Consider the following 22,929-nt stretch of genomic DNA (forward strand, 5'->3'; position numbering starts at 1 on the left):
TCACTCCTTGCGCACCCAGTACCCGGCCGGCGCGAACGTGCCGTTTTGCGCCAGGTAAGGGCGGGTGATGGATTGATTGCCGACCATCAAGGTCAGGCGGTACAGGTTCGAGTCGCCAGCCTGGTCGAGCACGTAGCGCAACGGCAGGCCGCCCGACGCGGCCGTGGTGGCCGGTGCGCTCGCCTGCGATGCCGCCGAGGCCGGGGCCTGCGTGGAAGCGCCGGCCGGGGCGTACTCCAGGAGGGCATAGCCCTTGTCGCGCAGCGACTTGACGAGCGCCTGGCCGAACGGATCGGGCGTCGGCTGTTGCAGCTCCAGGCGCGTGCGCGCCGGCGCGTACAGCGTGGCGAGCTGCTGCACCGCGTCGGTGGCGAGCTTCTGCTGATCGAGCGCGGCCGACTGGACGAAGTTGCCGTACTGGCTGGTGGTTGCGCAGCCGCCGAGGCCCAGGGCGAGGGCGAGCAGCGCGAGAGAGACGATCTTGCGCATGGTCACTTCCTCCGGCTGATGGTCACGCGGTCTTGGCTACTGCCAACACCGGCAATCAGGATCGCGCGGTCAAACACCGTGTCCACGATGTAGCGATTGCCCTGCACGCGGTAATTGACCAGCACCGTTTCGTCGTCGGTGAACAAGCCGCCCTCTTTGCGCACGACCAGGAGCGTCGGCGCTTCGGTCTGCTGCATCGTGCCGGGCATTTCGATGATGGTCTTGCGGCCATCGTTGTAGACGCGCACAGGCTTCCAGCTCGCCGACCCGGACAGCTCATAGTCGAACGAGAGATCGCCCAGGTACTCGCCCGTCGCCGGCAGGGTGTTGTCGGTGCGTTCCTGCTTCTCGCGGCGCTGGATCGCGTCCCACTTGGCTTGCGCTTCCTCGGGGTACGTGAACGAGACTTGCGGCATGTACTCGGTGCGATGCGAGCGCAGGCGGAAGTGGTAGCTGCGGCGGTTCGTGGTCACAACCAGGCTGGTTTCGAGGCCCACGTCCATCGGCTTGATGATGAGGTGCTGAACCTCGGTCGCGCCGCTGCCGGTGATGGCCGGTTCCACCGTCCACCTGGCCGTGTCGCCCAGGTTGATCGAGTTCACTTGTTCGCCGGGCTGCAAGGCCACGTCGCACACCTGGAGCACCGCGCAAACGATGCTCGGCTGCTGCGCGCCGTACACGAACTTGATGGCACCGCCCGAGCCGGCCACCGGCTTGATGCCGGTCGCCGACCCCGCTTCCCACCGTTTGGCGATGGCGAGCGCCGCGCGCTCTTGAGCGGTCAGCGTCGGGTTGGTCTTGTTGAAATACTTGTCGGCAATGTCGTCGCCAGGGGCGGCCAGAGCCAGGGAGGGCACCGCCACAGCAGCGCCCACGATCAAAGCGGAGAGGGTTTTCTTCATGGTGGATGACCTCGAATTCATTGGATGCGGGACCAGGAGTAATCACGCACGTAGATGCTCAACGGGTTGTTCCGCAGTTGCTCATCGGTGGTGTTGGGCGTGACCTCGGCGATGTAGGTAGTCACGAGCGCGCGCCAGGTGACGGGCTGACCTTTCAGCGTGCCTTGGCGGTCGCGCGTGGTTTCCACCCACTCGACTTGCCAGGTGTCGGGCGTTTGCGGGATGACGGTCTTGATCTCGACGCTGACCATTTCCTTCTCGGCGCGCTTGAACGGGCTGGAATCGGGCGTGCCGTTCAACCACTCGTTCATCTTTGGCGTCGCCGGATCGTTGGGGGCGAGCATCGAGTACGCCTTGAACACGCACTTGCGCTGCAAGGCCACGTCAGGCGACACCATGCGCGCGCAGCTCATCCAGTCCGCAACGGCGGCGTGGATGACACGCGGATCGGCCTTCCCTGCGGCCTGCACCGGGCCGGCGGCCACCGTCTGGCCCAGCTTGTCCACCTCGACCACGTAGGGGATGAACTTCGACTGGCTGCCGATGTGGATCACGCCACCCACGCCGGCCAGCGCGATCAACAGCGACAGGATGCCTATCACCTGCCAGGTTTGGCGCTGCGAGACGACGCTGCCCACGTGATCGTTCCAGGTGCGGCGCGCGGCCAGGTAGGGGTTCTCGGCCTCGCCCGCACGGCGGCCGCCGGCGAGCGGTTCCTTCGAGCGGCGCGGATCGCGCGGCTCGGCGGAGTTGGCGGGCTTCTTGAAGATCAAGCCCTTGAGGGTGTCGGCGATGCTCATGCGGCCTCCAGGTAGTCGTTGAGATTCAGCCCACGGCCGGCCAGCCACTCATGCACCCATTCGTGGCCGAACTTGGCTTCGAGGCTCTTGATGGTGGCGACCGATTCCTTGTCGGACGCACCGACGAAGGCCAGGGCCATCGGCCCCAGGGCAAGGTCATAGAGACGGCGGCCGTTCTCCGAGACGTAGTAGTACTGACGCTTCGGAATGGCAGTCGCCAGGATTTCGATCTGACGCGCGTTGAGGCCCATACGGCGATAGAGCGCCGATGTGTCCTCATCCCTGGCGTAGACGTTAGGCAGGAAAATCTTGGTCGCGGTCGATTCCACGATCACGTCCAAGATGCCCGAGTTGGCCGCGTCGGAGAGGCTTTGCGTCGCCATCAGCACAAGGCAGTTGGCCTTGCGCAGCACCTTGAGCCATTCCCTGATCTTGGCGCGGAACGCGGGGTGGCCCAGCATCAACCAGGCTTCGTCCAGGATGATGACGGAGGGCTGGCCTTTCAGTGCGCGCTCGATGCGGCGGAACAGGTAGAGCAGCACCGGCAGCGCGAACTTCTCGCCCAGGTTCATCAGCTCTTCGATCTCGAACACCGTGAAGTCGGACAGCGACAGGCCGTCCTCTTCGGCGTCGAGCAGGTGGCCCATCGAGCCGTCCACCGTGTACTGCTTGATGGCCTCGCGGATCGCCTCGTCCTGAATCGTCACCGAGAACTCGGAGAGCGTGCGCGCGCCGCTGGCGTGCATGCTCATGATCGCGTTGCCGATCTCGTTGCGCTGCGCCGGCGTGGTGTTGACGCCGTTCAACGCCAGGATGGTGTCGATCCACTCCATCGCCCAGGCCCTATCCCCCTTCGTTTCGAGGAACTGGAGCGGGCAGAACGCCAGGCGGTCATCGTCGGCGGCCACCGTGAAATGCAGGCCGCTCTTGCCCTTCGTGGCCGCGCGGATGCCGGCCGCGAGTGGGTACATCGACATGCCCTTGTCGAAGGCGTAGATCGACATGCCGGCGTAGCGACGGAGCTGCGCGGCGATGATGCCCAGGTGCGTCGATTTGCCTGCGCCGGTCGGGCCGAACATGAAGGTGTGGCCCAGGTCGCGCACGTGCAGGTTCAGGCGGAACGGCGTAGCGCCCACCGTCACGCAGTGCATGAGCGCCGGCGACAGCGGCGGGTACATCGGGCACGGAGCCGTGGCGCTGCCCGTCCAGATCGAGCTTGTCGGCAGCAGGTCGGCCAGGTTCATCGTGTTGATGAGCGGCCGGCGCACGTTCTCGACGCCGTGGCCGGGCAAGCTGCCCAGGTACGCATCGAGCGTGTTGATCGTCTCGATACGGGCCGCGAAGGCCAGGCGGTTGACGGCCTTCTCGACCAGGAGCGCGGAGGCCGCCAGGCGCTCCCGATCCTCGTCCATCAGCACGACTACGCTGGTGTAGTAGCCGGCCGCCACCAAGCCGCTGTTGACCTCGGCGATGGCCGCCTCGGCGTCGCCGACCATCGCGGCCGCGTCCTGGTTGATCGAGCCGGTATTCGTGTTGAACACCTGATCGAAGAAGCCGCGAATCTTCTGCTTCCACTTCTTGCGGAACTTGTCCAGGTGCTTCAAGGACTCGTGCTGATCCATGAAGATGAAGCGGCTCGACCAGCGGTATTCGCTGGGCAGCTCGGCCAGGGCCGAGAGCACCCCAGGCGTTGACTCCAAGGGGAAGCCTTCGATGGCGACCACCTGGATGAACTTGCGCCCGATCTTGGGCACGACGCCGCCCCACAGCTCTTGCCCGCCGATTACCGCATCGAGGTACATCGGATTGCTGGGCAGCATGACCGGGTGATGGAGGCCCGTCACGCAGAACTGCAACCAGCTCAGGAAGTCATCGTGCGTGACTTCCCTGCCCTCTTCCGACACGACTTTTTGGCCGCGCAGGCGCGTCATCTTGACCGCCGAGGACAGGCGCGATTCCAGGCTGGTGATCTCGCGCTTGAACTGCGCAATCAGGCCCGTAGTGCGCGCCGTATGGTCGGGAGCCACCGCATCGTCATCGAACATGAGTTCGACAAACTTGCGCTGGGCCAGCACTGGCGGGAACCACGTGACGGTCAGGACAAAGTAGCCCTCGAACATCGCGCCCAGGCCCTCGAACAAGCGCCGGCGTTCCTCGTCAATGGCGAAGGAAACGGAGTCGGGGAACGATGACACGCCCCGCTCCGAGTAGTTCGGCGCAGGCCGACGCACAGCATCGACATGCACCATCCAGCCGTTCCCCAGGCCCGCCAGGGCCTGGTTGATGCGGAACGACACCATTTCCCGCTGTTCCTCGGTGCTGCTGGCGTTGTCATCACCCTTGTACAGCCAGGCGGCCATAAAGGAGCCGTTCTTGCCCACGATCACGCCGTCATCGACCACGGCGGCGTAATTGAGCAGATCGGCCAGGCCGGCATCCTTGGCGCGATGCTTCTTGAGCTTCAGCTCGGCATCGACAGCCCGGATGCGGGCAAAGAGGATGAGCAACAGAACCGCACCGAGCACAGCAATGGCAATTGCGATTGCTTCGATCATTTGTATTGCTTCCCTTGACTCGGCGTGTTGTCACGGAAGGGCGTGCTGCGAGCCGGGTAGTACGGCTTGTACCGGCGGTGCCGCAGGTACACGTGTCGCAGCTTCGGATCGGCCTTCGCCATGAGGCGCAGCGCGAAGAGCGCGCCGAACCACAAGGCGATGCCGAACACCGTTGCCCTCACTTCTTGGGCGCTGAAAATCAGCGCGCCGGCCAGCAGGCCCGAGAACATCACCAGCTCACGATCCCCGCCCATGAACAGGTTTTCTCGGTTGCCGGCCCTACGGATGGGGATCGCGCGCAGAGCCATGACTTACCCCGCGATGTGGCCGCGCTCGGCCCAGCGCATGACGGCTTCGCCGGGGAAGCCGGCCACGTCCAGCGCGGCGACCTTGACCTGGTGCAGCGCGCCATCGGTCAGGGCGGCGATTTCCGCGCCACGGCCGAAGAACGTGCTCATCATGTTCTGCGCGCCGACCAGCAGGGCCATGACCAGGACGATGAAGATCAACGTGCGGAAGAAGCCGTTGAGTTCGCCGCCGAAGATCAGGATGCCGCCGGCGACCACGATGCCGATGATCGACAGCGCGAAGGCCACCGGGCCGGTGACGGAGTTGCGGAGGTTGGTCAGCCAGCTCTCATACGGCAGAGAGCCGCCGGTGCCCTCGGAGGCGAATGCGTGCTGGGGGGCCAGCAGGAAGAACGCCAGGAGGGCGAAGAGGCCCATGTAGAACAGGGCGTTGCGGTTGAGGCGGAATGCCGGGAAGGTTGCTTGCATTGGTCGTAACTCCTAGTCAGAGGGTTTTGGTGATGTACTGGCCGTTGGCGAACCCGGAAACCTCCAAGATTTCCTGGATGCGCCGCGAGCCTTCGACGCGGGCGATATGAACAACCACGTGAACCGCCTCGCCGATAAGCGGTTCAATGGGTTTCGGGGAATCGGGGTGCATGCTGATGAGCATGGCGAGCCGATCCAATCCAGCTTTGGCGTTGTTTGCGTGCAGGGTTGCAGCACCTCCTTCGTGCCCGGTGTTCCAGGCCATCAACAGATCAAGGGCTTCGGGGCCGCGCACCTCGCCGACCAGGATTCGGTCGGGGCGCATGCGGAGGGTGGTTTTCAGCAGCGCCGTCATGTTCACGTCGATGCTGGTGTGGTACTGGACGTAGTTCTCGGCGGCGCACTGGATTTCGCCGGTGTCCTCGATGATGAAAACCCGCTCGGTCGGGTCTTGAATCACCATCTCGTTGATGATCGCGTTCACCAGCGTGGTCTTGCCCGAGCCGGTGCCGCCGATCACAAGGATGTTCCGGTGCGCGCGCACCGCTGCAATCAATGCCTCGCGCTGCGGCGCGGTCATGATTCCGCGTTCGACGTACTGATCGAGCGTGAAGATGGCGACGGCCTTCTTCCGAATGGCGAAGGTGGGTGCGGGCACAACCGGCGGGAGCTGGCCGGCGAAGCGACTGCCATCAAGGGGCAGCTCGCCTTCCAGGATCGGCTTGGAGCGCGTGACTTCCTTGCCGTGGTAGCCCGCGATGGTTTCGATGATGGCTTGCGCCTGCGCGACGCGCAGCGTGCCGATGCACTTCATCGGCTCGCCCAGGCGTTCGAGCCAGAGCTTGCCGTCCGCGTTGAGCATGATTTCAACGGTCTTGGGATCGTTGAGGGCGGCCAGCAGCTCCGGCCCCATGTCGCGTTCGAGCTTCTTCTTCGCCCGTTCCTTGATGCTGTTGTGTTCTGGTTTCTGGTCGGTCATTCCGTATGCCCTGTATGCCGTTGCGTTTCGCGCATTCTACACAGGTTCATACGATATACCGAACTAATTTCGACCGCAACACCGAAGCGCACAAGGGTGACTTCGGCCGCGACGTTGCATCGCGGATTGCAGGGGCGAAAGAGGCGACAACGCGGCGCATGCTCCGTGCGCCCTCGCGCCGAACCCGTGGCGTTTGCGTTATGGGTTGTCCGGGGGTTGAGCCACCCCGGCGGGCTTTAGCGGCTAAAACTTGGCTGGCTCTTGTGGCTCAGTTCCGCGCCGCTTCCCTTCCCTTCTCACATCCTGGCGTCAACTCCCTCTAAGTTTCTTCCTTGTCGCTTCGCCCCACTTCTTGACGATGAACGCCTGGTGTTCTGGCAGCACGGCCGCCACGCGCTCGAAGCCTGGCGGCAGGCTTCGGGGTGCCTTGCCGCCGGCCAGGGTGTCAAGGGCTTCTTTGTCCAGGTCGGTCGATTCAAGCAGGAGCGGCAGGGGAGTTTCAAGGGCCTGCGCAATGTCCTCCATCACCTTTAGGGAGGGGTTGGCTTTGCCAGTAGTGAGATCGGACAGGAAGGAGATCGAAACCCCCGACCTGTCCGATAGCTCCTTTTTCGTCATGTGCCGCTCATCGAGCAGCCGGAGCACGTTCGTGAAGAAGATGTAGTTGTACAAGGCCCGTATGCCTTCTCGGTGCGGGCGGCAGAAAATTTTAGCCGCTAAAGTTCTTGACCACGGACGCAGGTTTAGCTAAACTGACGACTCCATTAGCGAAAGGAGCATGACGAATGAGCCACAACCTGTTCCAGTTTATCGGTAATCTTACCCGCGATACCGACGTTCGCCATAGCGAAAACAGCGCCCGCGCCGTTTTCGACCTGGCTGTCAATCGCGTGTGGCGCAACGCAGCCGGTGCGAAGCAGGAGCAGACGGACTTCTTCCGCATCAAGTCGTTCGGCGGCCTGGCCGAGAACGCGGGCAAGTACCTGGGCAAAGGCTCCAAGGTGTTCGTCCAGGGCCGCATCGAGCCGACGAAGTACGAGAAGGACGGCAAGACCGAATACGGCTTCGATTTCATCGCCGAGGAAATCGAATACCTGGACACCAAAGCGCCAGGCGGCGGCCAGTAAGGCCAGGCCCGGCCACGGCCGGGCAGTATGCTAGGAGGGAGATTAGATGCAGAACGAGTTCAACGAGCAGGAATACAGGCGCAAGCTCATCGAGGGCGGGCTTAGCGAAGCCGACGCCACCGACCTTGCCGCCCGTACCGCCGCCGCTCGCAGGGACTCGGGCAGCGCCGGCGGGGCCTTCCGCCCCGCCGGTTCCCTCTTCGAGCTGCCGGCCACGGCCGGCGACAACGAGGCGGCTTTGCCGCCGAAGCTACCGACGCCGGCAAGTGCCGCCGTCGAGCGATCCGAGCGCATGGCGCAGGAATCGGCCGAGCTTGCGCGCACGATGGGCCTGCCGCCCGAACCGCGCACCGCCGTGAACAAGATGGCCGAGCAGATCGGCGCGCTGGCCCAGGACAAACGGAGTAGTGCGATGGCGACCAAGAAGCGAACGGCCGGCGGTGAGCTGGCCGAGAAGGTCAGCGAGGCCAAGCAGACGGCCTTGCTCAAGCACACGAAGCAGCAGATCAAGGACATGCAGCTCTCGCTGTTCGACCTGGCTCCCTGGCCGGATCACATGCGGGCACTGCCCAACGACTTCGGGCGGTCGGCGATCTTCACCGTCCGCAACAAGAAGGTGCCGCGCGCCGCGCTGCAAGGCCAGTCGATCTACCACGTCAACAAAGACGTGGAGATCACCTACACCGGGATCGAGCTGCGCGCCGACGACGACGAGCTGGTATTCGCCCAGGTGCTGGAGTACGCGAAGCGCACCGCGCTCGGAGAGCCGGTTTCCTTCACGTTCTACGAGCTTTGCCAGGACTTGGACTGGTCAATCAACGGTCGGTACTACACAAGGGCCGAGGAATGCCTGACGCGGCTCCAGGCGTCGGCCATGCAGTTCTCATCCCAACGCATCGGCCGGCTCGAATCGGTGTCGCTGATCCGGCGCTTCCGCGTCCTGGATCGCGGCAAGCGCACGTCGCGCTGCCAGGTCGAGATCGACGCCGAAATCGTGGTGCTGTTCGCCGGCGACCACTACACGAAATTCGTGTGGGAGAAGTACCGCAAGCTGTCGCCCACCGCGCGGCGCATGTTCGACTACTTCGCCACCCACAAGGAGCCGTACCCGCTCAAGCTGGAGACGTTCCGGCTGATGTGCGGCTCGGATTCCACCCGGCCGAAGAAGTGGCGCGAGCAGGTAGGCGAAGCGTGCGACGAGCTGCGCGAAAACGGCCTGGTCGAAAGTGCGTGGGTGAACGACGACCTGGTGCATTGCAAGCGGTGATCGCCCCCCTGCCCTCCCCTGGAGCCGCCCGAGATCGAGGCGGCTTTTTTTCTCGAGCATCGCCACTTCCGGCGAGGCAGGGGTCGTCTCAGAAAACGGAAAATAAAGCACGCTAAGGCATAGCCGAACCTGCCAAGCTTGCTCCACCCTGTAGTGACGCGATCAGCGGGCAGGAAACGTTCCCCCTTCGCGCATGGCAGGCGCACACCAACTCAGACAGCACGGCCTCCATGCGCGCCAGGTCAGCCATTTTCTCGCGCACGTCCTTGAGCTTGTGCTCGGCCAGACTGCTGGCTTCCTCGCAATGGGTGCCATCCTCCAGCCGCAGCAGCTCGGCGATCTCATCCAGGCTGAAGCCCAGCCGCTGGGCTGATTTCACGAAGCGCACCCGCGTTACATCCGCCTCGCCATAGCGGCGGATGCTGCCATAGGGCTTGTCAGGCTCCAGCAACAAGCCCTTGCGCTGATAGAAACGGATGGTCTCCACATTGACCCCGGCCGCCTTGGCGAAAACGCCAATGGTCAGGTTCTCCAAATTGTTTTCCATATCGCTTGACTCCGTACATGAGTACGGAAGTAAGGTTACGCTATCCAATTTCAATTCGAAAGGACAAGCGCATGTCTGAACCAAAAACCGGGCGCGGCGCGCTCTTCACTGGAGGGCTTGCCGCCATCCTCGCCTCGGCTTGCTGCCTCGGGCCGTTGGTTCTGATCGCCTTGGGGTTCAGCGGCGCTTGGATCGGCAACTTGGCGGTGTTGGAACCCTATCGCCCCATCTTTATCGGCGTGGCGCTGGTGGCGTTGTTCTTCGCCTGGCGGCGCATCTACCGGCAGGCAGCGGCCTGCAAACCGGGTGAGGTCTGCGCGATTCCCCAAGTGCGAGCTACTTACAAGCTCATTTTCTGGATCGTGGCCGCGCTGGTTCTGGTCGCGCTCGGATTTCCCTACGTCATGCCATTTTTCTACTGATCGGAGTTCACCATGAAGAAACTGTTTGCCTCCCTCGCCCTCGCCGCCGTTGTTGCCCCCGTCTGGGCCGCCACCCAGACCGTCACGCTGTCCGTACCGGGCATGACCTGCTCCGCCTGCCCGATCACTGTCAAGAAGGCGATTTCCAAGGTCGAAGGCGTCAGCAAAGTTGACGTGACTTTCGAGACACGCCAAGCGGTCGTCACCTTCGACGATGCCAAGACCAGCGTGCAGAAGCTGACCAAGGCAACCGCAGACGCGGGCTATCCGTCCAGCGTCAAGCAGTGAGTCACTGAAAACGGCACCGCAGCACAACGGACGTCATTGTCTGGCGCCACAAACGATAAAGGATCTGTTGCATGACCCATCTAAAAATCACCGGCATGACTTGCGACTCGTGCGCGGCGCACGTCAAGGAAGCGCTGGAAAAAGTGCCAGGCGTGCAGTCGGCGCTGGTGTCCTATCCGAAGGGCACAGCGCAACTCGCCATCGTGCCGGGCACATCGCCGGACGCGCTGACTGCCGCCGTGGCCGGACTGGGCTACAAGGCAACGCTAGCCGATGCGCCACTGGCGGACAACCGCGTCGGACTGCTCGACAAGGTGCGGGGATGGATGGCCGCCGCCGAAAAGCACAGTGGCAACGAGCCCCCGGTGCAGGTAGCGGTCATTGGCAGCGGTGGAGCCGCGATGGCGGCGGCGCTGAAGGCCGTCGAGCAAGGCGCGCAGGTCACGCTGATCGAGCGCGGCACCATCGGCGGCACCTGCGTCAATGTCGGCTGTGTGCCGTCCAAGATCATGATCCGCGCCGCCCACATCGCCCATCTGCGCCGGGAAAGCCCGTTCGATGGCGGTATTGCGGCAACTGTGCCTACGATTGACCGCAGTAAGCTGCTGGCCCAGCAGCAGGCCCGCGTCGACGAACTGCGGCACGCCAAGTACGAAGGCATCCTGGGCGGTAATCCGGCCATCACCGTTGTGCACGGTGAGGCGCGCTTCAAGGACGACCAGAGCCTTACCGTCCGTTTGAACGAGGGTGGCGAGCGCGTCGTGATGTTCGACCGCTGCCTGGTCGCCACGGGTGCCAGCCCGGCGGTCCCGCCGATTCCGGGCTTGAAAGAGTCACCCTACTGGACTTCCACCGAGGCCCTGGCGAGCGACACCATTCCCGAACGCCTTGCCGTAATCGGCTCGTCGGTGGTGGCGCTGGAGCTGGCGCAAGCCTTTGCCCGGCTGGGCAGCAAGGTCACGGTCCTGGCGCGCAATACCTTGTTCTTCCGTGAAGACCCGGCCATCGGCGAGGCGGTGACAGCCGCTTTCCGTGCCGAGGGCATCGAGGTGCTGGAGCACACGCAAGCCAGCCAGGTCGCCCATATGGACGGTGAATTCGTGCTGACCACCACGCACGGTGAATTGCGCGCCGACAAACTGCTGGTTGCCACCGGTCGGACACCGAACACGCGCAGCCTCGCGCTGGACGCAGCGGGGGTCACTGTCAATGCGCAAGGTGCCATCGCCATCGACCAAGGCATGCGCACGAGCAACCCGAACATCTACGCGGCCGGCGACTGCACCGACCAGCCGCAGTTCGTCTATGTGGCGGCAGCGGCCGGCACCCGTGCCGCGATCAACATGACCGGCGGCGATGCGGCGCTCGACCTGACCGCAATGCCGGCCGTGGTGTTCACCGATCCGCAAGTGGCGACCGTGGGCTACAGCGAGGCGGAAGCCCACCACGACGGGATCGAGACCGACAGCCGCACCTTGACCTTGGACAACGTGCCGCGTGCGCTCGCCAACTTCGACACACGCGGCTTCATCAAGTTGGTTATCGAGGAAGGCAGCCATCGGCTGATCGGCGTACAGGCGGTCGCGCCGGAAGCGGGTGAACTGATCCAGACGGCGGCTCTGGCCATTCGCAACCGCATGACGGTGCAGGAACTGGCCGACCAGTTGTTCCCCTACCTGACGATGGTCGAGGGGTTGAAGCTCGCGGCGCAGACCTTCAACAAGGATGTGAAGCAGCTTTCCTGCTGCGCCGGGTGAGAAAAAGGAGGTGTTCAATGAACGCCTACACGGTGTCCCGGCTGGCTCTTGATGCCGGGGTGAGCGTGCATATCGTGCGCGACTACCTGCTGCGCGGATTGCTGCGCCCGGTGGCGTGCACACCAGGCGGCTACGGCTTGTTCGATGACGCCGCCTTGCAACGGCTGTGCTTCGTGCGGGCGGCCTTCGAGGCGGGCATCGGCCTCGACGCGCTGGCGCGGCTGTGCCGGGCGCTGGATGCGGCGGACGGCGACGAAGCGGCCGCGCAGCTTGCCCTGCTGCGTCAGTTCGTCGAGCGTCGGCGCGAAGCGTTGGCCGATCTGGAAGTGCAGTTGGCCACCCTGCCGACCGAGCCGGCACAGCACGCGGAGAGTCTGCCATGAACAACCCCGAGCGCTTGCCGTCCGAGACGCACAAACCGATCACCGGCTACCTGTGGGGCGGACTGGCTGTGCTGACTTGCCCCTGCCACCTGCCCATCCTCGCTGTCGTGCTGGCCGGCACAACCGCCGGTGCTTTCCTCGGCGAGCATTGGGTCATCGCGGCGCTCGGTTTGACCGGCCTGTTCCTTCTGTCCCTGTCGCGGGCGTTGCGGGCATTCAGGGAAAGAGAATGAGCGCTTTCCGGCCGGATGGATGGACGACGCCGGAACTGGCCCAAGCGGTCGAGCGCGGGCAGCTTGAACTGCACTACCAGCCCGTCGTCGATCTGCGCAGTGGTGGGATTGTCGGCGCGGAAGCCCTGTTGCGCTGGCGTCATCCGACGCTTGGACTATTGCCACCGGGCCAGTTCCTGCCCGTGGTCGAATCGTCCGGCCTGATGCCTGAAATCGGCGCTTGGGTGCTGGGCGAAGCCTGCCGCCAGATGCGTGACTGGCGAATGCTGGCATGGCGACCGTTCCGGCTGGCCGTCAATGTTTCGGCGAGCCAAGTGGGACCGGACTTCGACGGGTGGGTAAAGGGCGTGCTGGCTGATGCCGAGTTGCCCGCCGAGTATCTCGAAATCGAGCTGACCGAATCGGTCGCGTTTGGTGATCCGGCGATCTTCCCCGCCCTGGACGCCTTGCGGCAGATCGGTGTGCGCTTCGCCGCCGATGACTTCGGGACGGGGTATTCCTGTCTGCAACATCTGAAGTGCTGCCCAATCAGCACGCTCAAGATCGACCAATCGTTTGTCGCCGGGCTCGCCAACGACCGCCGCGACCAAACCATCGTGCACACCGTGATTCAGCTTGCGCACGGGCTGGGCATGGATGTGGTGGCTGAAGGCGTGGAAACATCGGCGAGTCTTGATCTATTGCGACAAGCGGACTGCGACACAGGACAAGGCTTCCTGTTCGCGAAGCCAATGCCGGCGGCGGCATTCGCCGTCTTCGTCAGTCAATGGAGGGGTGCCACCATGAATGCAAGTGACTCGACCACCACCAGTTGCTGCGTGTGCTGCAAGGAAATCCCGCTCGATGCCGCCTTCACCCCGGAAGGCGCGGAATACGTCGAGCACTTCTGCGGGTTGGAGTGTTATCAACGCTTCGAAGCGCGTGCCAAGACAGGGAACGAAACCGATGCCGATCCGAACGCCTGCGACTCGCTACCGTCAGATTGAGGCATACCCTAACCGGATGTCAGGGTAGACTGCCTCACAACGTCAGAATAGAGTCGGTTGTGTTATTTATTGACACTAGCTGAAAAAGGTCATAGATTTCTTCCTGACATTTTCGTCCAGGGAGGCATCTTGCAGGGTCAACGCATCGGCTACGTCCGGGTCAGCAGCTTCGACCAGAACCCGGAACGGCAACTTGAACACGTCGAAGTCGGCAAGGTGTTCACCGACAAGGCGTCGGGCAAGGACACCCAGCGGCCCGAGCTTGATTCGCTGCTGGCCTTCGTGCGCGAAGGCGACACCGTGGTGGTTCACAGCATGGATCGCTTGGCGCGCAACCTCGATGACTTGCGCCGCCTCGTGCAAAAGCTCACCAAGCGCGGCGTGCGCATCGAGTTCGTCAAGGAGAGCCTGACCTTCACCGGCGAGGATTCGCCGATGGCGAACCTGATGCTGTCGGTCATGGGGGCGTTCGCTGAATTCGAGCGGGCCTTGATCCGCGAGCGGCAGAGGGAAGGCATCGCGCTCGCCAAGCAACGCGGAGCCTACCGGGGCCGCAAGAAAGCGCTGTCGCCCGAACAGGTAGCCGATCTGCGGCAGCGGGCCGCCGCCGGCGAACAAAAAGCGAAGCTGGCCCGCGAGTTTGGTGTCAGCCGGGAGACCCTGTATCAATACTTGAGAGCGGATCAGTAAATATGCCACGTCGTTCCATTCTGTCCGCCGCCGAGCGGGAAAGCCTGTTGGCGTTGCCGGATACCAAGGACGACTTGATCCGATACTACACGTTCAGCGATACCGACCTCTCCATCATCCGGCAACGGCGCGGGCCTGCGAACCGCTTGGGCTTTGCAGTTCAGCTCTGCTACCTGCGCTTTCCCGGCATCCTCCTTGGCGTCGATGAGCCGCCGTTTCCGCCCTTGCTGAAACTGGTCGCCGACCAGCTCAAGGTCAGTGTCGGGGTCTCCTCGTTTTCAGTGCAATAAGTGACGGTACGCAAAGCTAGCACTGGCGCGGGGGTGGTCTGGGTAGACCGTTGATTTCATTGACTTTCCTGTTCGCTTTGTAAACGGGTATGGTGGCCTCCCACTTTTGAGGTTCACGATGCAGGGTTGGCACACAACGTTTTTGGGGATGCGTGGGCTCCCCCGCGATATCAGCGACTTCGAGATGAAGGCATTTTTCACCTTCGATGGTGCCGAGCGCGACGCAATCAATGCACGCCGAGGTGATTCCCACAAGCTTGGTCTGGCGCTCCATATTGGTTTCCTGCGCATGAGTGGGCGTTTGCTCGGTGCCTTTCGGGTAATTCCAGTAGCCTTGTGGCGCCACCTTGGCAACGAGCTTGGCATTGCAGCACCAGAAGTCGCCTCGCTGAGAGCCATGTATGAACGCGGGCGCACGCTATTCGATCACCAACAAGTAGCCTGCACGGTCCTTGGATTCCAGTGGATGAGCGAGCACCAGCGCCGCTCACTGGTACGTGAACTGCGCGACGAAGTGGCGCGCTGCGCCGACCGCGATCAGCTACTCGTGCGGGCGCGTCAATGGCTGTACAAGAACAAGCTGGTGATCGTGCACGAGCGGGCAATTCGGACACTGATTGCGGCGGCACTTGCCCAGCTTGAAGTTGAAACAGGCACCGCCATCGCCGCCAGCGTTGATCCAGCAACACTTGATCGCTGGCGAGCCTCAGTTTCAGAGCTGCGCCCAGATGGACAAACCCAGCAGAGTTGGCTATGGGCTGCACCGGCGAAACACTCAACCCGCCAAATCAGCGAGGTACTGGAGCGCATCGACCTGCTTTACACGCTGGACGTTCATAAGCACCTGGCAGACATCCCCGATCTCATCTTGCGCCGCTACGCGCGCCGACTTGTCTCCAGGCCGCCCTCAGCCGGAGCCAAGATCAAAGAGCCAGCGCGCACCGTGGAGGTCGCATGCTTTCTTCGGTATTGCCTGTTCACCACCACAGACCAGTTGATCCTTATGGTGCAGCGCCGGATCGCCGATCTGTGGCGTCAGGCTGCCGCCGATGTCCCCGCTACCGTCAATTGGGCCGCAATGTACAAAACGCTGCTCGGCGAACTTGTTGCCTTGAGCGCGCAAGGTGCGGTGCCAGATGCTGAGTTGCGTGCCCGTCTTGAAGCCTTGATCACCGAAACCCAGAAACGCAAACCACCGAGCAGGGCCTCCCTGGTCCGCGAGGGATTGATTGATGGAATTCGCCCCGTGCGGTCGTTGCTCGTCGCCATTGCAAAGCTGCCCTGGCAGGCCACCGGCGAGCATCCTGCCATCGAGTACCTTGCCAAGCTGCAAGCTTTATATCTCAAAGGATCCAGAAAGCTGCCAGTTGAAGTGGTGGCACCAAGTCTGGGAATGATCTGGCAGGTTTCGATCTCCAGCCCAGACCGGGAACGGGCGTTTCAGGCGTTGGAGGTGGCCACCCTGTTTGCCCTGCGCCGCGCGGTGCGCAATGGCTCGGTCTGGATTGAGCACAGCCTGAGCTTTCGGGGTCGTGCGCGCTTGTTCTTCACGGACGAGCGTTGGCAGGCAGAGTCCAAGAAACACTATGCCCGTCTATCGTTACCCAGCAAGGCTGCCACTTTCTTGAAGCCTTTGCTGGCCAGAGTAACTGCCGGTGTCGATGCGGTGGCCGCTGCAGCCCGCAGTGGCGTACTGCGCGTGGATGATGAACTCCATTTGTCGCCATTGCCCGCAGAGGACGAAGACCCAGAAGTGACCAAGCTGCGCGCGGCTTTGGATCACCGCATCGGTGAGGTTCAATTGCCGGAAGTGATTCTGGCCGTTGACGCCCAGGTGCGCTTTAGCTGGATCATGCTCGGACGTGAGCCGCGCTCTACCGACGAGCTGCTGATGGTCTATGCCGGCATCATGGCCCACGGCACCAGTCTGACTGCGGTCGAATGCGCGCGCATGATTCCGCAATTGTCTGCCACCAGCATTCGCCAGGCCATGCGCTGGGCGCGGGACGAACGGCGTCTGAGCCAGGCCTGCCAGGCTGTGCTGGAATTCATGCAGCGACACCCGATTGCCGCCACCTGGGGGCGGTCCGATTTGGCATCTTCTGACATGATGAGCATGGAGACCACCAAACGGGTGTGGCAAGCCCGGCTTGATCCTCGGCGCAACACACCTTCCATTGGAATCTACTCCCATGTAAAAGACCGGTGGGGCATCTTCCATGCGCAGCCCTTTGTGCTCAATGAGCGCCAGGCGGGCGTGGCCATTGAAGGTGTCATCCGCCAAGAAAAGCTGGAGACCAGCCAGCTTGCTGTGGATACCCATGGCTACACCGACTTTGCCATGTCACATGCCCGTTTGCTTGGTTTTGATCTTTGCCCGCGGTTGAAGGAACTCAAACAGCGCCACCTCTTTGTGCCACGCGGCACCAAAGTGCCCGCAGAAATCGCTGCGGTGTGCGAAGCCAATGTCGACGTCGCTTTGATCGAAAAGCATTGGGATAGTCTGGTGCACCTGGCAGCCTCGGTCATGAGCGGACATGCCAGTGCGGTGGCAGCTCTTGCGCGGTTCGGTTCTGCCGCCCAGGGCGATCCAATCTATGAGGCTGGCGTGCAATTGGGGCGGTTGCTGCGTACGGCGTTTTTGGCTGACTACTTTGTCAAGGACGCTTTCAGGAACGAGTTGCGCCGGGTGCTCAATCGGGGCGAGGCTGTTAACGCCCTCAAGCGCGCCATTTATACCGGCCGGATCAGCCCGGCGCAGGCCAAACGTGTCGATGAAATGCAGGCTGTGGCCGATGCGTTGAGCCTGATGGCCAACATCGTGATGGCGTGGAATACCTCACAGATGCAGGCGGTCCTGGATCGCTGGTCGAACCGCCGCCAGGTCATTCCACCGGAACTGATCGGGAAGATTGCGCCCACCAGGCTGGAGAGCATCAACTTGCGGGGTGTGTTTCGCTTCCCGGTTGACCGCTATGCTGACCAAATCCTGCCTTCGCGGCCAAATGCATCGATAACTGGCACCAATGGATGAAACCGACCACGGTTTGACGCCACGAATCGCAGATTTGAAAGTGAACAGGAAAGTCAATGAAATCAACGATCTACCAACACCACCTCCGCGCCAGTGCTAGCTTTTCGTACCGTCACTTATTGCACTGAAAACGAGGAGACCCCAACGTGGACATCCAGATGCGCACCAATGTGCCGCACATCTTCGCCATCGGCGACATCGTGGGCCAGCCCATGCTGGCGCACAAGGCGGTGCACGAGGCGCATGTGGCGGCGGAAGTGATCGCCGGCGAATTGCAGGGCAACAAGGAACTGGCCAGCGCCGCCTTCAACGCCCGCGTGATCCCCAGCGTGGCCTACACCGACCCCGAAGTGGCCTGGGTGGGCCTGACCGAAGACCAGGCCAAGCAGCAGGGCATCAAGGTCAAGAAGGGCCTGTTCCCCTGGGCGGCCTCGGGCCGCGCCATTGCCAACGGCCGCGACGAAGGCGTCACCAAGCTGCTGTTCGACGACAGCCCCGAAGCAGGATCAGGAGACGGCCATGCTGGCCGGGGCCACGGCAAGATCCTGGGCGGCGGCATGGTCGGCACGCATGCGGGCGACATGATCGGCGAGATCGCCCTGGCCATCGAGATGGGTGCGGACGCTGTCGACATCGGCAAGACCATCCACCCGCATCCGACGCTGGGCGAGAGCATCGGCATGGCGGCGGAAGTGGCGCATGGCAGCTGCACGGATGTGCCGCCTGCGCGCAAGTAAGTCCGCAGCCAAGCTACCCTGACAAGGCCCGAACTGGCGACGGTTCGGGCCTTGTGCTTTGCGTACCCAAACAATCGCCGCAGAATACTGTGCATTTGTACAGTATTCATGTCAGCCACTTCCAAGCCCAAGCTCTACAACCCACGCCACCCCGAACGCACGCTGCTCTACCAAATGGTAGCCGAGCACTACGAGACCTGGCTAGAGTTGGCCAGCGCGGGTCAGTTCGACGGCCAGGGCGACCACCACACCCCCAAGCCCTTCGTGCGCAAAGCGTTTGCCAAGTATCTTGAGTGCGGCATCTTTGCCCATGGCTTTGCCCGCGCTCGCTGCGGCGACTGTGGGCACGACTACTTTGTAGCCTTCTCCTGCAAAGGCCGGGGAGTCTGCCCCTCGTGCACCACGCGGCGGATGGTGGAGACGGCGGCACACCTGAGCGACCACGTTTTCCCCCGCCTGCCGGTGCGCCAGTGGGTGCTCTCCGTGCCCAAGAGGTTGCGGTACTTCATGCAACGCGACGGAGCGGTGCTGAGCATGGTGCTGCGCATCTTTCTGCGGGTGATCGCACAAACTCTGCAGACCCACAGCCCCGGTGCGGCCCATATGGACAAGGCAGGCCTGCACATCGGTGCCATCGCCTTCATTCACCGATCGGCTCCAGCCTCAATGAACACGTCCACTTCCACGTTTGTGTGGTGGACGGGGTGTTTGAGGAAGTGGAGGGCGAGGGCGATGCTGATGCGACCCCTCGAATCTCATCGCCGGGTGTCATCTTTCACGCGGCCACCGGCATCGATGCGGCTACCGTGGCCCCAGTGCAGACCACACTGCAAAAACGCATCCTGCGCGCCTTCGTTGCTCGGGGCCTGCTGGAGAACTGTGACGCCAAAGACATGCTGGGCTACAAACACAGCGGCTTCTCGGTGGACGCCGGTGTCTGCATCGAAGCCCACGACCGCGCTGCGCTGGAGCGGCTGCTGCGCTATTGCGCGCGTCCACCGTTTTCCATGGAGCGCCTACGCAAAGAGGGAAGCAAACTGGTGTACCGCTGTGCCAAACAGCGCAGCGAGCCCACCAGTGACAAGCGTGGTGCCAAGGCAGATGAGCTGCACCTCACACCGCTGGAACTGATCGACCGCATCGCCGCGCTGGTGCCACCGCCACGCACCCACCGGCACCGCTACTTTGGTGTGCTGGCACCAAACTCGCCGCTGAGAGCGGCGGTAACGGCGCTGGCTCAGCCTGCTGCGTCGCAACCAGCCACGGTGGAGACTGCACAACCTGGCGCGGGCGTACCTGGGGTGGCGGCGCCGGGCAACGCGGCCACACCCACACCCGAACCTGAAGCACGCCCGAAGCGAGCGGCGCATTACTTGTGGGCGGTGCTGATTGCCCGCATCTACGAGGCATTTCCGCTGCTGTGCCCCATGTGCGGTGGGCAGATGCGCATCATTGCCTTCATCACCCACAGCGCCGAAATCCGCCACATCCTGAACCACATCGGGGTGGAGTCTGCCCCCCCGCACATCACCCCGGCACGCGGGCCACCGCTGTGGGAGGGCTGCGACGCGCCGGTGGATGATGGTGCGCAAGGCGAGCCGGATTGGGATCTGGCAGCTCAACCCGACGAGGTAGACCAGCGCGTCAATTGGTGACCCAGTGAAGCGGCGGTATCCATCGCTGCGGGGAAGCAGCTGCGCGCGCGCCAGGCCCAAATGCATACTGCCTCCCAAGCTCTTGCCATTGAGCGGCAAGCGAGCGCTCAACCTTCCTTGGCCGAACGTGTTTCGAGGCCCAAAACTCGTGCCATACTTGGCCTCATGCGGTTGAATTTCCTATCCGTCTTATAGTACAATGGTTACAACCATGGCACGAAACGGGACAGAATTTGGAATTCGGATAAGTGGTTTAGGAACCAGATGGTTTACAGCTCCCGCTGAAATGGTTAAGGGCCTCATTTTCCCAGGGTTTACCGAAGAAGACGCCAATCTGAATCAAGCCGGTTTCCGTGGAGGCCGTTTCGTTTAAGTCAGGCCGCCATGGCCTGACCTGCTTGCTGCCGGTAGAAGTTTGCCTCAGCTTCCGCCGGCGGGATATCACCCAACGGCTCCATCAGTCGTTTCGTGTTGTACCAGTGAACCCAGTCCAATGTTGCCATCTCGACCGCCTCCCGGCTTTTCCAGGACTGACGATGGATGACCTCCGTCTTGTACAGCCCGTTGATGGTTTCGGCCAACGCGTTGTCATAGCTGTCGCCCTTGCTGCCCACCGATGGCTCGATACCGGCTTCGGCCAGCCGCTCGGTGTAGCTGATGGAGACATACTGACTGCCTCGGTCGCTGTGATGAATCAGGTCACCTGAGCGATCGAATCGACGGGCATGCAGCGCCTGCTCCAGCGCATCCAGCACGAAGTCCGTGGTCATGCGGCGGCTGACGCGCCAGCCCACAATCCGGCGTGCGAACACATCAATCACGAAGGCCACATAGAGCCAGCCCTGCCAAGTCGAGACATAGGTGAAGTCCGAGACCCAGAGCTGGTTCGGGCGGTCAGCCTTGAACTGGCGCTGCACACGATCCAGCGGGCAAACGGCCTTGTTGTCCTGAATCGTCGTTTTGACCACCTTGCCACGACGAATGCCTTCGATCTTGAGCTGCTTCATAAGCCGGGCCACGGTGCAGCGCGCCGTGTAGATACGTTCGCGACGCAGCTGCTTCCAGACTTTACGGGCGCCATAGCAGGACATGTTCTCCTCCCAGACGCGCTGGATCTCAGGCATCAGGACCAGGTCGCGCCGGCGACGCGCCGACAGCCGTTCTGGCTGCCGACATTGCGCCGCATGGCGGCGATAGCCAGACGGGGCGATCTGCAGCACACGGCAGATCGGCTCGACCCCGAAGCGATCTCGGTACGTGTCGACGAAGCGCTTCAGCTCTTGATGCGGCGGTCGAGCTCCGCCTGGGCGAAAAACGCGCTGGCCAGCTTCAGGATCTCGTTGGCTCGACGCAGTTCGCGGTTCTCGCGTTCGAGATCCTTGATGCGCTGCCGCTCCTCGGTGGTTGGGCCAGGAATGACGCCGGCATCGGTCTGCTGGCGACGCACCCAACCGTGCAGGGTCTGGGGGACACAGCCGATCTTGGGCGCGATGGATTCGATGGCAGCCCATTCGGAGGGGTAGTCATCACGGTGCTCCATGACCATGCGCACGGCACGCTCACGAACTTCGGGGGAGTAGGTATTGGATTTCTTCATGCCTCATTCTCTCAAGAGTTGAGGCCTCCACGAAACCCGGCTTGATTCAATCCGGACATTGGTGATAGTGCTATCACCGAAACGGCCGGGATAGGAGGATTTGCCATGGCGGCGGCTCCAGCTATTACCCAGTTTGTCGGGGGCTCCGTAGAAGATGCTTTTAGCTGTTCTAACCGTATGTATGAGATAACTTTGGACGAGCATAAATTCTTTAATATTCCTCAGTTTAATTTCCGAGGTAGTGCTACCGGGATTGACCTCAGAAAAGTTATTGAAGTTGGAATTTTACCGCAAATAAATACAGGGATAGCTCATAAAGAACCTGGGGTAGGGCAAATAGGGGCTGGCCTTGTAAATCCCCCTAAAGCCTGCTTTAACAAAGCTCTATCGGCTTTTGTCCAAGAATATGTAAAATAGCTGCAAAAATTAAAAATAACGGGGTAGTTAAATGGGAAAAAGTATTGTCATAGCTTTTGGGGGTAATGCCATTACAAAAGAGAACCAGAAGGGTACTTTTCAGGAACAGGTGGTTAATATCAAAGAAATGTGTTCTAACCTTGTTGATTTGATAAAAAATGGGTACCACCTCGTGTTAACTCATGGGAACGGCCCACAGGTAGGTAATATTTTAATTAAAAATGAACTAAGCAAATCAATTGTACCGGCTATGCCTCTAGATGTTTGTGTTTCTAATACCCAAGGTTCCTTAGGTTATGCCATTCAACAGGAGCTGACAAATGTATTAGTAAAAGATAAAGCCCAGATACCGGTAGTTACAGTAGTTACAAGGGTCAAGGTAGATATAGCTGATCCTGCCTTTCAAAATCCCACAAAGCCGGTTGGACCTTTCTACAGTGAAAATGAAGCAAAAAACATTACTGCGGAAAAAGGTTATGTAATGATAGAAGACAGTGGGCGTGGATGGCGGCGGGTAGTTCCCTCACCCCTTCCATTAGAAATTTTGGAGAAAGAGGCGATCCATTATTTGTTGGAAGGAGGAACAGTAGTTATTGCCGCCGGAGGAGGGGGAATTCCCGTTTACCTAGATGACAATGGGAACTATACGGGGGTTGAAGCAGTTATTGACAAAGACTTAGCCGGCCAACAACTAGCCAGGGACGTAGGAGCTGAAACCTTTGTAATACTTACAGGGGTGAGTCATGTCGCAATTAACTATGGAAAGGAGTCACAAAAGGAACTAGATACGATTACAGTCAGCGAAGGGCGTAGGTATCAACAAGAGGGCCACTTTCCGCCAGGCAGCATGGGACCAAAAATGGAAGCAGCTTTATTGTTTGTTGAAAACGGAGGCCATAAGTCGATTATTACCTCTCCGGAAGAAATTGGACGGGCCTTAAAAGGGGAAGCTGGTACGATTATTATTCCCGAACCTAAAAAGTTAGTTTAAATCTACC

The 22,929-nt window shown here is 61.6% G+C and carries 22 protein-coding genes, 4 pseudogenes and 1 other annotated feature; of the genes and pseudogenes, 16 read left to right on the forward strand and 10 right to left on the reverse strand.

The genetic code is table 11. From position 1 onward, the window contains the following. The 8 genes from IG197_RS35450 to IG197_RS35485 all read right to left on the reverse strand — a co-directional run bounded on the left by IG197_RS35450 (position 1) and on the right by IG197_RS35485 (position 7,173). The gene (locus IG197_RS35450; protein ID WP_006122479.1) at positions 1–489 is read right to left on the reverse strand and encodes a conjugal transfer protein TrbH; all 489 of its coding nucleotides are present in this window, start codon (positions 487–489) and stop codon (positions 1–3) included. Between the two features lie 2 nt (positions 490–491). Continuing rightward, the gene (trbG, locus tag IG197_RS35455) at positions 492–1,391 is read right to left on the reverse strand and encodes a P-type conjugative transfer protein TrbG (protein ID WP_006122480.1); all 900 of its coding nucleotides are present in this window, start codon (positions 1,389–1,391) and stop codon (positions 492–494) included. Positions 1,392–1,408: 17 nt separating this feature from the next. Next, positions 1,409–2,191: a conjugal transfer protein TrbF gene (locus tag IG197_RS35460; RefSeq protein ID WP_011114048.1), complete on the reverse strand. Its 783-nt coding sequence runs from the start codon at positions 2,189–2,191 to the stop codon at positions 1,409–1,411. After that, positions 2,188–4,746, reverse strand: coding sequence for a VirB4 family type IV secretion/conjugal transfer ATPase (locus IG197_RS35465; RefSeq protein WP_011114047.1), 2,559 nt, complete (start codon positions 4,744–4,746; stop codon positions 2,188–2,190). The genes IG197_RS35460 and IG197_RS35465 overlap by 4 nt, the downstream gene beginning before the upstream one ends. Then, complete coding sequence (locus IG197_RS35470; RefSeq protein WP_001207961.1) at positions 4,743–5,054, reverse strand: conjugal transfer protein TrbD; 312 nt, start codon at positions 5,052–5,054, stop codon at positions 4,743–4,745. Before IG197_RS35470 ends, IG197_RS35465 begins: the two co-directional genes overlap by 4 nt. Before the next feature lie 3 nt (positions 5,055–5,057). Beyond that, positions 5,058–5,522, reverse strand: coding sequence for a conjugal transfer system pilin TrbC (gene trbC, locus IG197_RS35475; RefSeq protein WP_011114046.1), 465 nt, complete (start codon positions 5,520–5,522; stop codon positions 5,058–5,060). Positions 5,523–5,538: 16 nt separating this feature from the next. After that, entirely contained in the window at positions 5,539–6,501 is a 963-nt protein-coding gene (trbB, locus tag IG197_RS35480; RefSeq protein WP_000132020.1) for a P-type conjugative transfer ATPase TrbB, read from the reverse strand. A gap of 309 nt (positions 6,502–6,810) precedes the next feature. Next, positions 6,811–7,173 (reverse strand): transcriptional regulator, encoded by a 363-nt coding sequence (locus tag IG197_RS35485; protein ID WP_011114045.1) that lies wholly within the window; start codon positions 7,171–7,173, stop codon positions 6,811–6,813. Positions 7,174–7,286: 113 nt separating this feature from the next. On the opposite strand from IG197_RS35485, the gene IG197_RS35490 reads away from it, so the two are divergent. Then, positions 7,287–7,628 carry a single-stranded DNA-binding protein gene (locus IG197_RS35490; protein ID WP_000019167.1) on the forward strand — a complete coding sequence of 114 codons (342 nt, stop codon included), beginning with the start codon at positions 7,287–7,289 and terminating at the stop codon, positions 7,626–7,628. Positions 7,629–7,674: 46 nt separating this feature from the next. Then, the gene (gene trfA, locus IG197_RS35495; protein ID WP_011114072.1) at positions 7,675–8,895 is read left to right on the forward strand and encodes a plasmid replication initiator TrfA; all 1,221 of its coding nucleotides are present in this window, start codon (positions 7,675–7,677) and stop codon (positions 8,893–8,895) included. 112 nt (positions 8,896–9,007) lie between these two features. Here the strand turns inward: trfA and IG197_RS35500 are convergent, their stop codons facing one another. After that, complete coding sequence (locus tag IG197_RS35500; RefSeq protein ID WP_003131969.1) at positions 9,008–9,442, reverse strand: mercury resistance transcriptional regulator MerR; 435 nt, start codon at positions 9,440–9,442, stop codon at positions 9,008–9,010. 71 nt (positions 9,443–9,513) lie between these two features. Between IG197_RS35500 and merT the strand changes: the two genes are divergently transcribed. The 12 genes and pseudogenes from merT to IG197_RS35560 all read left to right on the forward strand — a co-directional run. Beyond that, positions 9,514–9,864 carry a mercuric ion transporter MerT gene (merT, locus tag IG197_RS35505; protein WP_003131974.1) on the forward strand — a complete coding sequence of 117 codons (351 nt, stop codon included), beginning with the start codon at positions 9,514–9,516 and terminating at the stop codon, positions 9,862–9,864. A gap of 12 nt (positions 9,865–9,876) precedes the next feature. Then, on the forward strand, positions 9,877–10,152 hold the full coding sequence (merP, locus tag IG197_RS35510; RefSeq protein ID WP_003131987.1) for a mercury resistance system periplasmic binding protein MerP: 276 nt from the start codon (positions 9,877–9,879) through the stop codon (positions 10,150–10,152). A gap of 71 nt (positions 10,153–10,223) precedes the next feature. Continuing rightward, positions 10,224–11,909 (forward strand): mercury(II) reductase, encoded by a 1,686-nt coding sequence (gene merA / locus IG197_RS35515; RefSeq protein WP_003158917.1) that lies wholly within the window; start codon positions 10,224–10,226, stop codon positions 11,907–11,909. A gap of 17 nt (positions 11,910–11,926) precedes the next feature. Continuing rightward, positions 11,927–12,292 (forward strand): mercury resistance co-regulator MerD, encoded by a 366-nt coding sequence (gene merD, locus IG197_RS35520; protein WP_000995360.1) that lies wholly within the window; start codon positions 11,927–11,929, stop codon positions 12,290–12,292. Further along, on the forward strand, positions 12,289–12,525 hold the full coding sequence (gene merE, locus IG197_RS35525; RefSeq protein WP_003132004.1) for a broad-spectrum mercury transporter MerE: 237 nt from the start codon (positions 12,289–12,291) through the stop codon (positions 12,523–12,525). The genes merD and merE overlap by 4 nt, the downstream gene beginning before the upstream one ends. After that, positions 12,522–13,511, forward strand: coding sequence for a DUF3330 domain-containing protein (locus tag IG197_RS35530; RefSeq protein ID WP_003132006.1), 990 nt, complete (start codon positions 12,522–12,524; stop codon positions 13,509–13,511). Before merE ends, IG197_RS35530 begins: the two co-directional genes overlap by 4 nt. 129 nt (positions 13,512–13,640) lie before the next feature. Further along, entirely contained in the window at positions 13,641–14,201 is a 561-nt protein-coding gene (locus tag IG197_RS35535; RefSeq protein WP_011239984.1) for a recombinase family protein, read from the forward strand. Between the two features lie 2 nt (positions 14,202–14,203). After that, positions 14,204–14,464, forward strand: a pseudogene (locus IG197_RS35540) (DUF4158 domain-containing protein); the annotation flags it as partial. A gap of 145 nt (positions 14,465–14,609) precedes the next feature. After that, on the forward strand, positions 14,610–17,525 hold the full coding sequence (locus tag IG197_RS35545) for a Tn3-like element IS1071 family transposase (protein ID WP_003049965.1): 2,916 nt from the start codon (positions 14,610–14,612) through the stop codon (positions 17,523–17,525). Positions 17,526–17,656: 131 nt separating this feature from the next. Further along, positions 17,657–18,262, forward strand: a pseudogene (locus IG197_RS35550) (FAD-dependent oxidoreductase); the annotation flags it as partial. A gap of 108 nt (positions 18,263–18,370) precedes the next feature. Then, positions 18,371–19,917, forward strand: a pseudogene (locus IG197_RS35555) (IS91-like element ISPps1 family transposase). Between the two features lie 190 nt (positions 19,918–20,107). Beyond that, positions 20,108–20,251: pseudogene (locus IG197_RS35560) on the forward strand (DUF1116 domain-containing protein); the annotation flags it as partial. Between the two features lie 40 nt (positions 20,252–20,291). Here the strand turns inward: IG197_RS35560 and IG197_RS35565 are convergent. Next, positions 20,292–21,514 (reverse strand): IS3 family transposase gene (locus IG197_RS35565; protein WP_111734041.1). Its coding sequence is split into 2 segments (ribosomal slippage): positions 20,292–21,226 and positions 21,226–21,514, totalling 1,224 coding nucleotides; the frame shifts between segments, so codons are not numbered across the junction. Further along, positions 21,120–21,236: a sequence feature (AL1L pseudoknot), on the reverse strand. Its footprint overlaps the gene before it by 117 nt. Before the next feature lie 105 nt (positions 21,515–21,619). Between IG197_RS35565 and IG197_RS35570 the strand changes: the two genes are divergently transcribed. Together IG197_RS35570 and arcC are read left to right on the forward strand one after the other, a co-directional pair. After that, positions 21,620–21,931 (forward strand): hypothetical protein, encoded by a 312-nt coding sequence (locus IG197_RS35570; RefSeq protein ID WP_371746631.1) that lies wholly within the window; start codon positions 21,620–21,622, stop codon positions 21,929–21,931. A gap of 31 nt (positions 21,932–21,962) precedes the next feature. Next, a complete protein-coding gene (arcC, locus tag IG197_RS35575; RefSeq protein WP_011117178.1) occupies positions 21,963–22,922 on the forward strand; it encodes a carbamate kinase in 960 nt (319 codons plus the stop codon). The last annotated feature ends 7 nt before the right edge of the window (positions 22,923–22,929 follow it).

The sequence above is a fragment of the Aminobacter sp. SR38 genome (assembly GCF_014843375.1).
GTDB lineage: Bacteria > Pseudomonadota > Alphaproteobacteria > Rhizobiales > Rhizobiaceae > Aminobacter > Aminobacter ciceronei.

Coding starts and splice junctions, on each gene's coding strand:
- merE (WP_003132004.1), top strand. CDS start 12,289: ATGAACAACCCCGAGCGCTTGCCGTCCGAGACGCACAAACCGATCACC.
- IG197_RS35450 (WP_006122479.1), bottom strand. CDS start 489: ATGCGCAAGATCGTCTCTCTCGCGCTGCTCGCCCTCGCCCTGGGCCTC.
- trbC (WP_011114046.1), bottom strand. CDS start 5,522: ATGCAAGCAACCTTCCCGGCATTCCGCCTCAACCGCAACGCCCTGTTC.
- IG197_RS35490 (WP_000019167.1), top strand. CDS start 7,287: ATGAGCCACAACCTGTTCCAGTTTATCGGTAATCTTACCCGCGATACC.
- merP (WP_003131987.1), top strand. CDS start 9,877: ATGAAGAAACTGTTTGCCTCCCTCGCCCTCGCCGCCGTTGTTGCCCCC.
- trbB (WP_000132020.1), bottom strand. CDS start 6,501: ATGACCGACCAGAAACCAGAACACAACAGCATCAAGGAACGGGCGAAG.
- IG197_RS35470 (WP_001207961.1), bottom strand. CDS start 5,054: ATGGCTCTGCGCGCGATCCCCATCCGTAGGGCCGGCAACCGAGAAAAC.
- merD (WP_000995360.1), top strand. CDS start 11,927: ATGAACGCCTACACGGTGTCCCGGCTGGCTCTTGATGCCGGGGTGAGC.
- IG197_RS35465 (WP_011114047.1), bottom strand. CDS start 4,746: ATGATCGAAGCAATCGCAATTGCCATTGCTGTGCTCGGTGCGGTTCTG.
- IG197_RS35530 (WP_003132006.1), top strand. CDS start 12,522: ATGAGCGCTTTCCGGCCGGATGGATGGACGACGCCGGAACTGGCCCAA.
- IG197_RS35545 (WP_003049965.1), top strand. CDS start 14,610: ATGCAGGGTTGGCACACAACGTTTTTGGGGATGCGTGGGCTCCCCCGC.
- merA (WP_003158917.1), top strand. CDS start 10,224: ATGACCCATCTAAAAATCACCGGCATGACTTGCGACTCGTGCGCGGCG.
- arcC (WP_011117178.1), top strand. CDS start 21,963: ATGGGAAAAAGTATTGTCATAGCTTTTGGGGGTAATGCCATTACAAAA.
- merT (WP_003131974.1), top strand. CDS start 9,514: ATGTCTGAACCAAAAACCGGGCGCGGCGCGCTCTTCACTGGAGGGCTT.
- trbG (WP_006122480.1), bottom strand. CDS start 1,391: ATGAAGAAAACCCTCTCCGCTTTGATCGTGGGCGCTGCTGTGGCGGTG.
- IG197_RS35570 (WP_371746631.1), top strand. CDS start 21,620: ATGGCGGCGGCTCCAGCTATTACCCAGTTTGTCGGGGGCTCCGTAGAA.
- trfA (WP_011114072.1), top strand. CDS start 7,675: ATGCAGAACGAGTTCAACGAGCAGGAATACAGGCGCAAGCTCATCGAG.
- IG197_RS35460 (WP_011114048.1), bottom strand. CDS start 2,191: ATGAGCATCGCCGACACCCTCAAGGGCTTGATCTTCAAGAAGCCCGCC.
- IG197_RS35500 (WP_003131969.1), bottom strand. CDS start 9,442: ATGGAAAACAATTTGGAGAACCTGACCATTGGCGTTTTCGCCAAGGCG.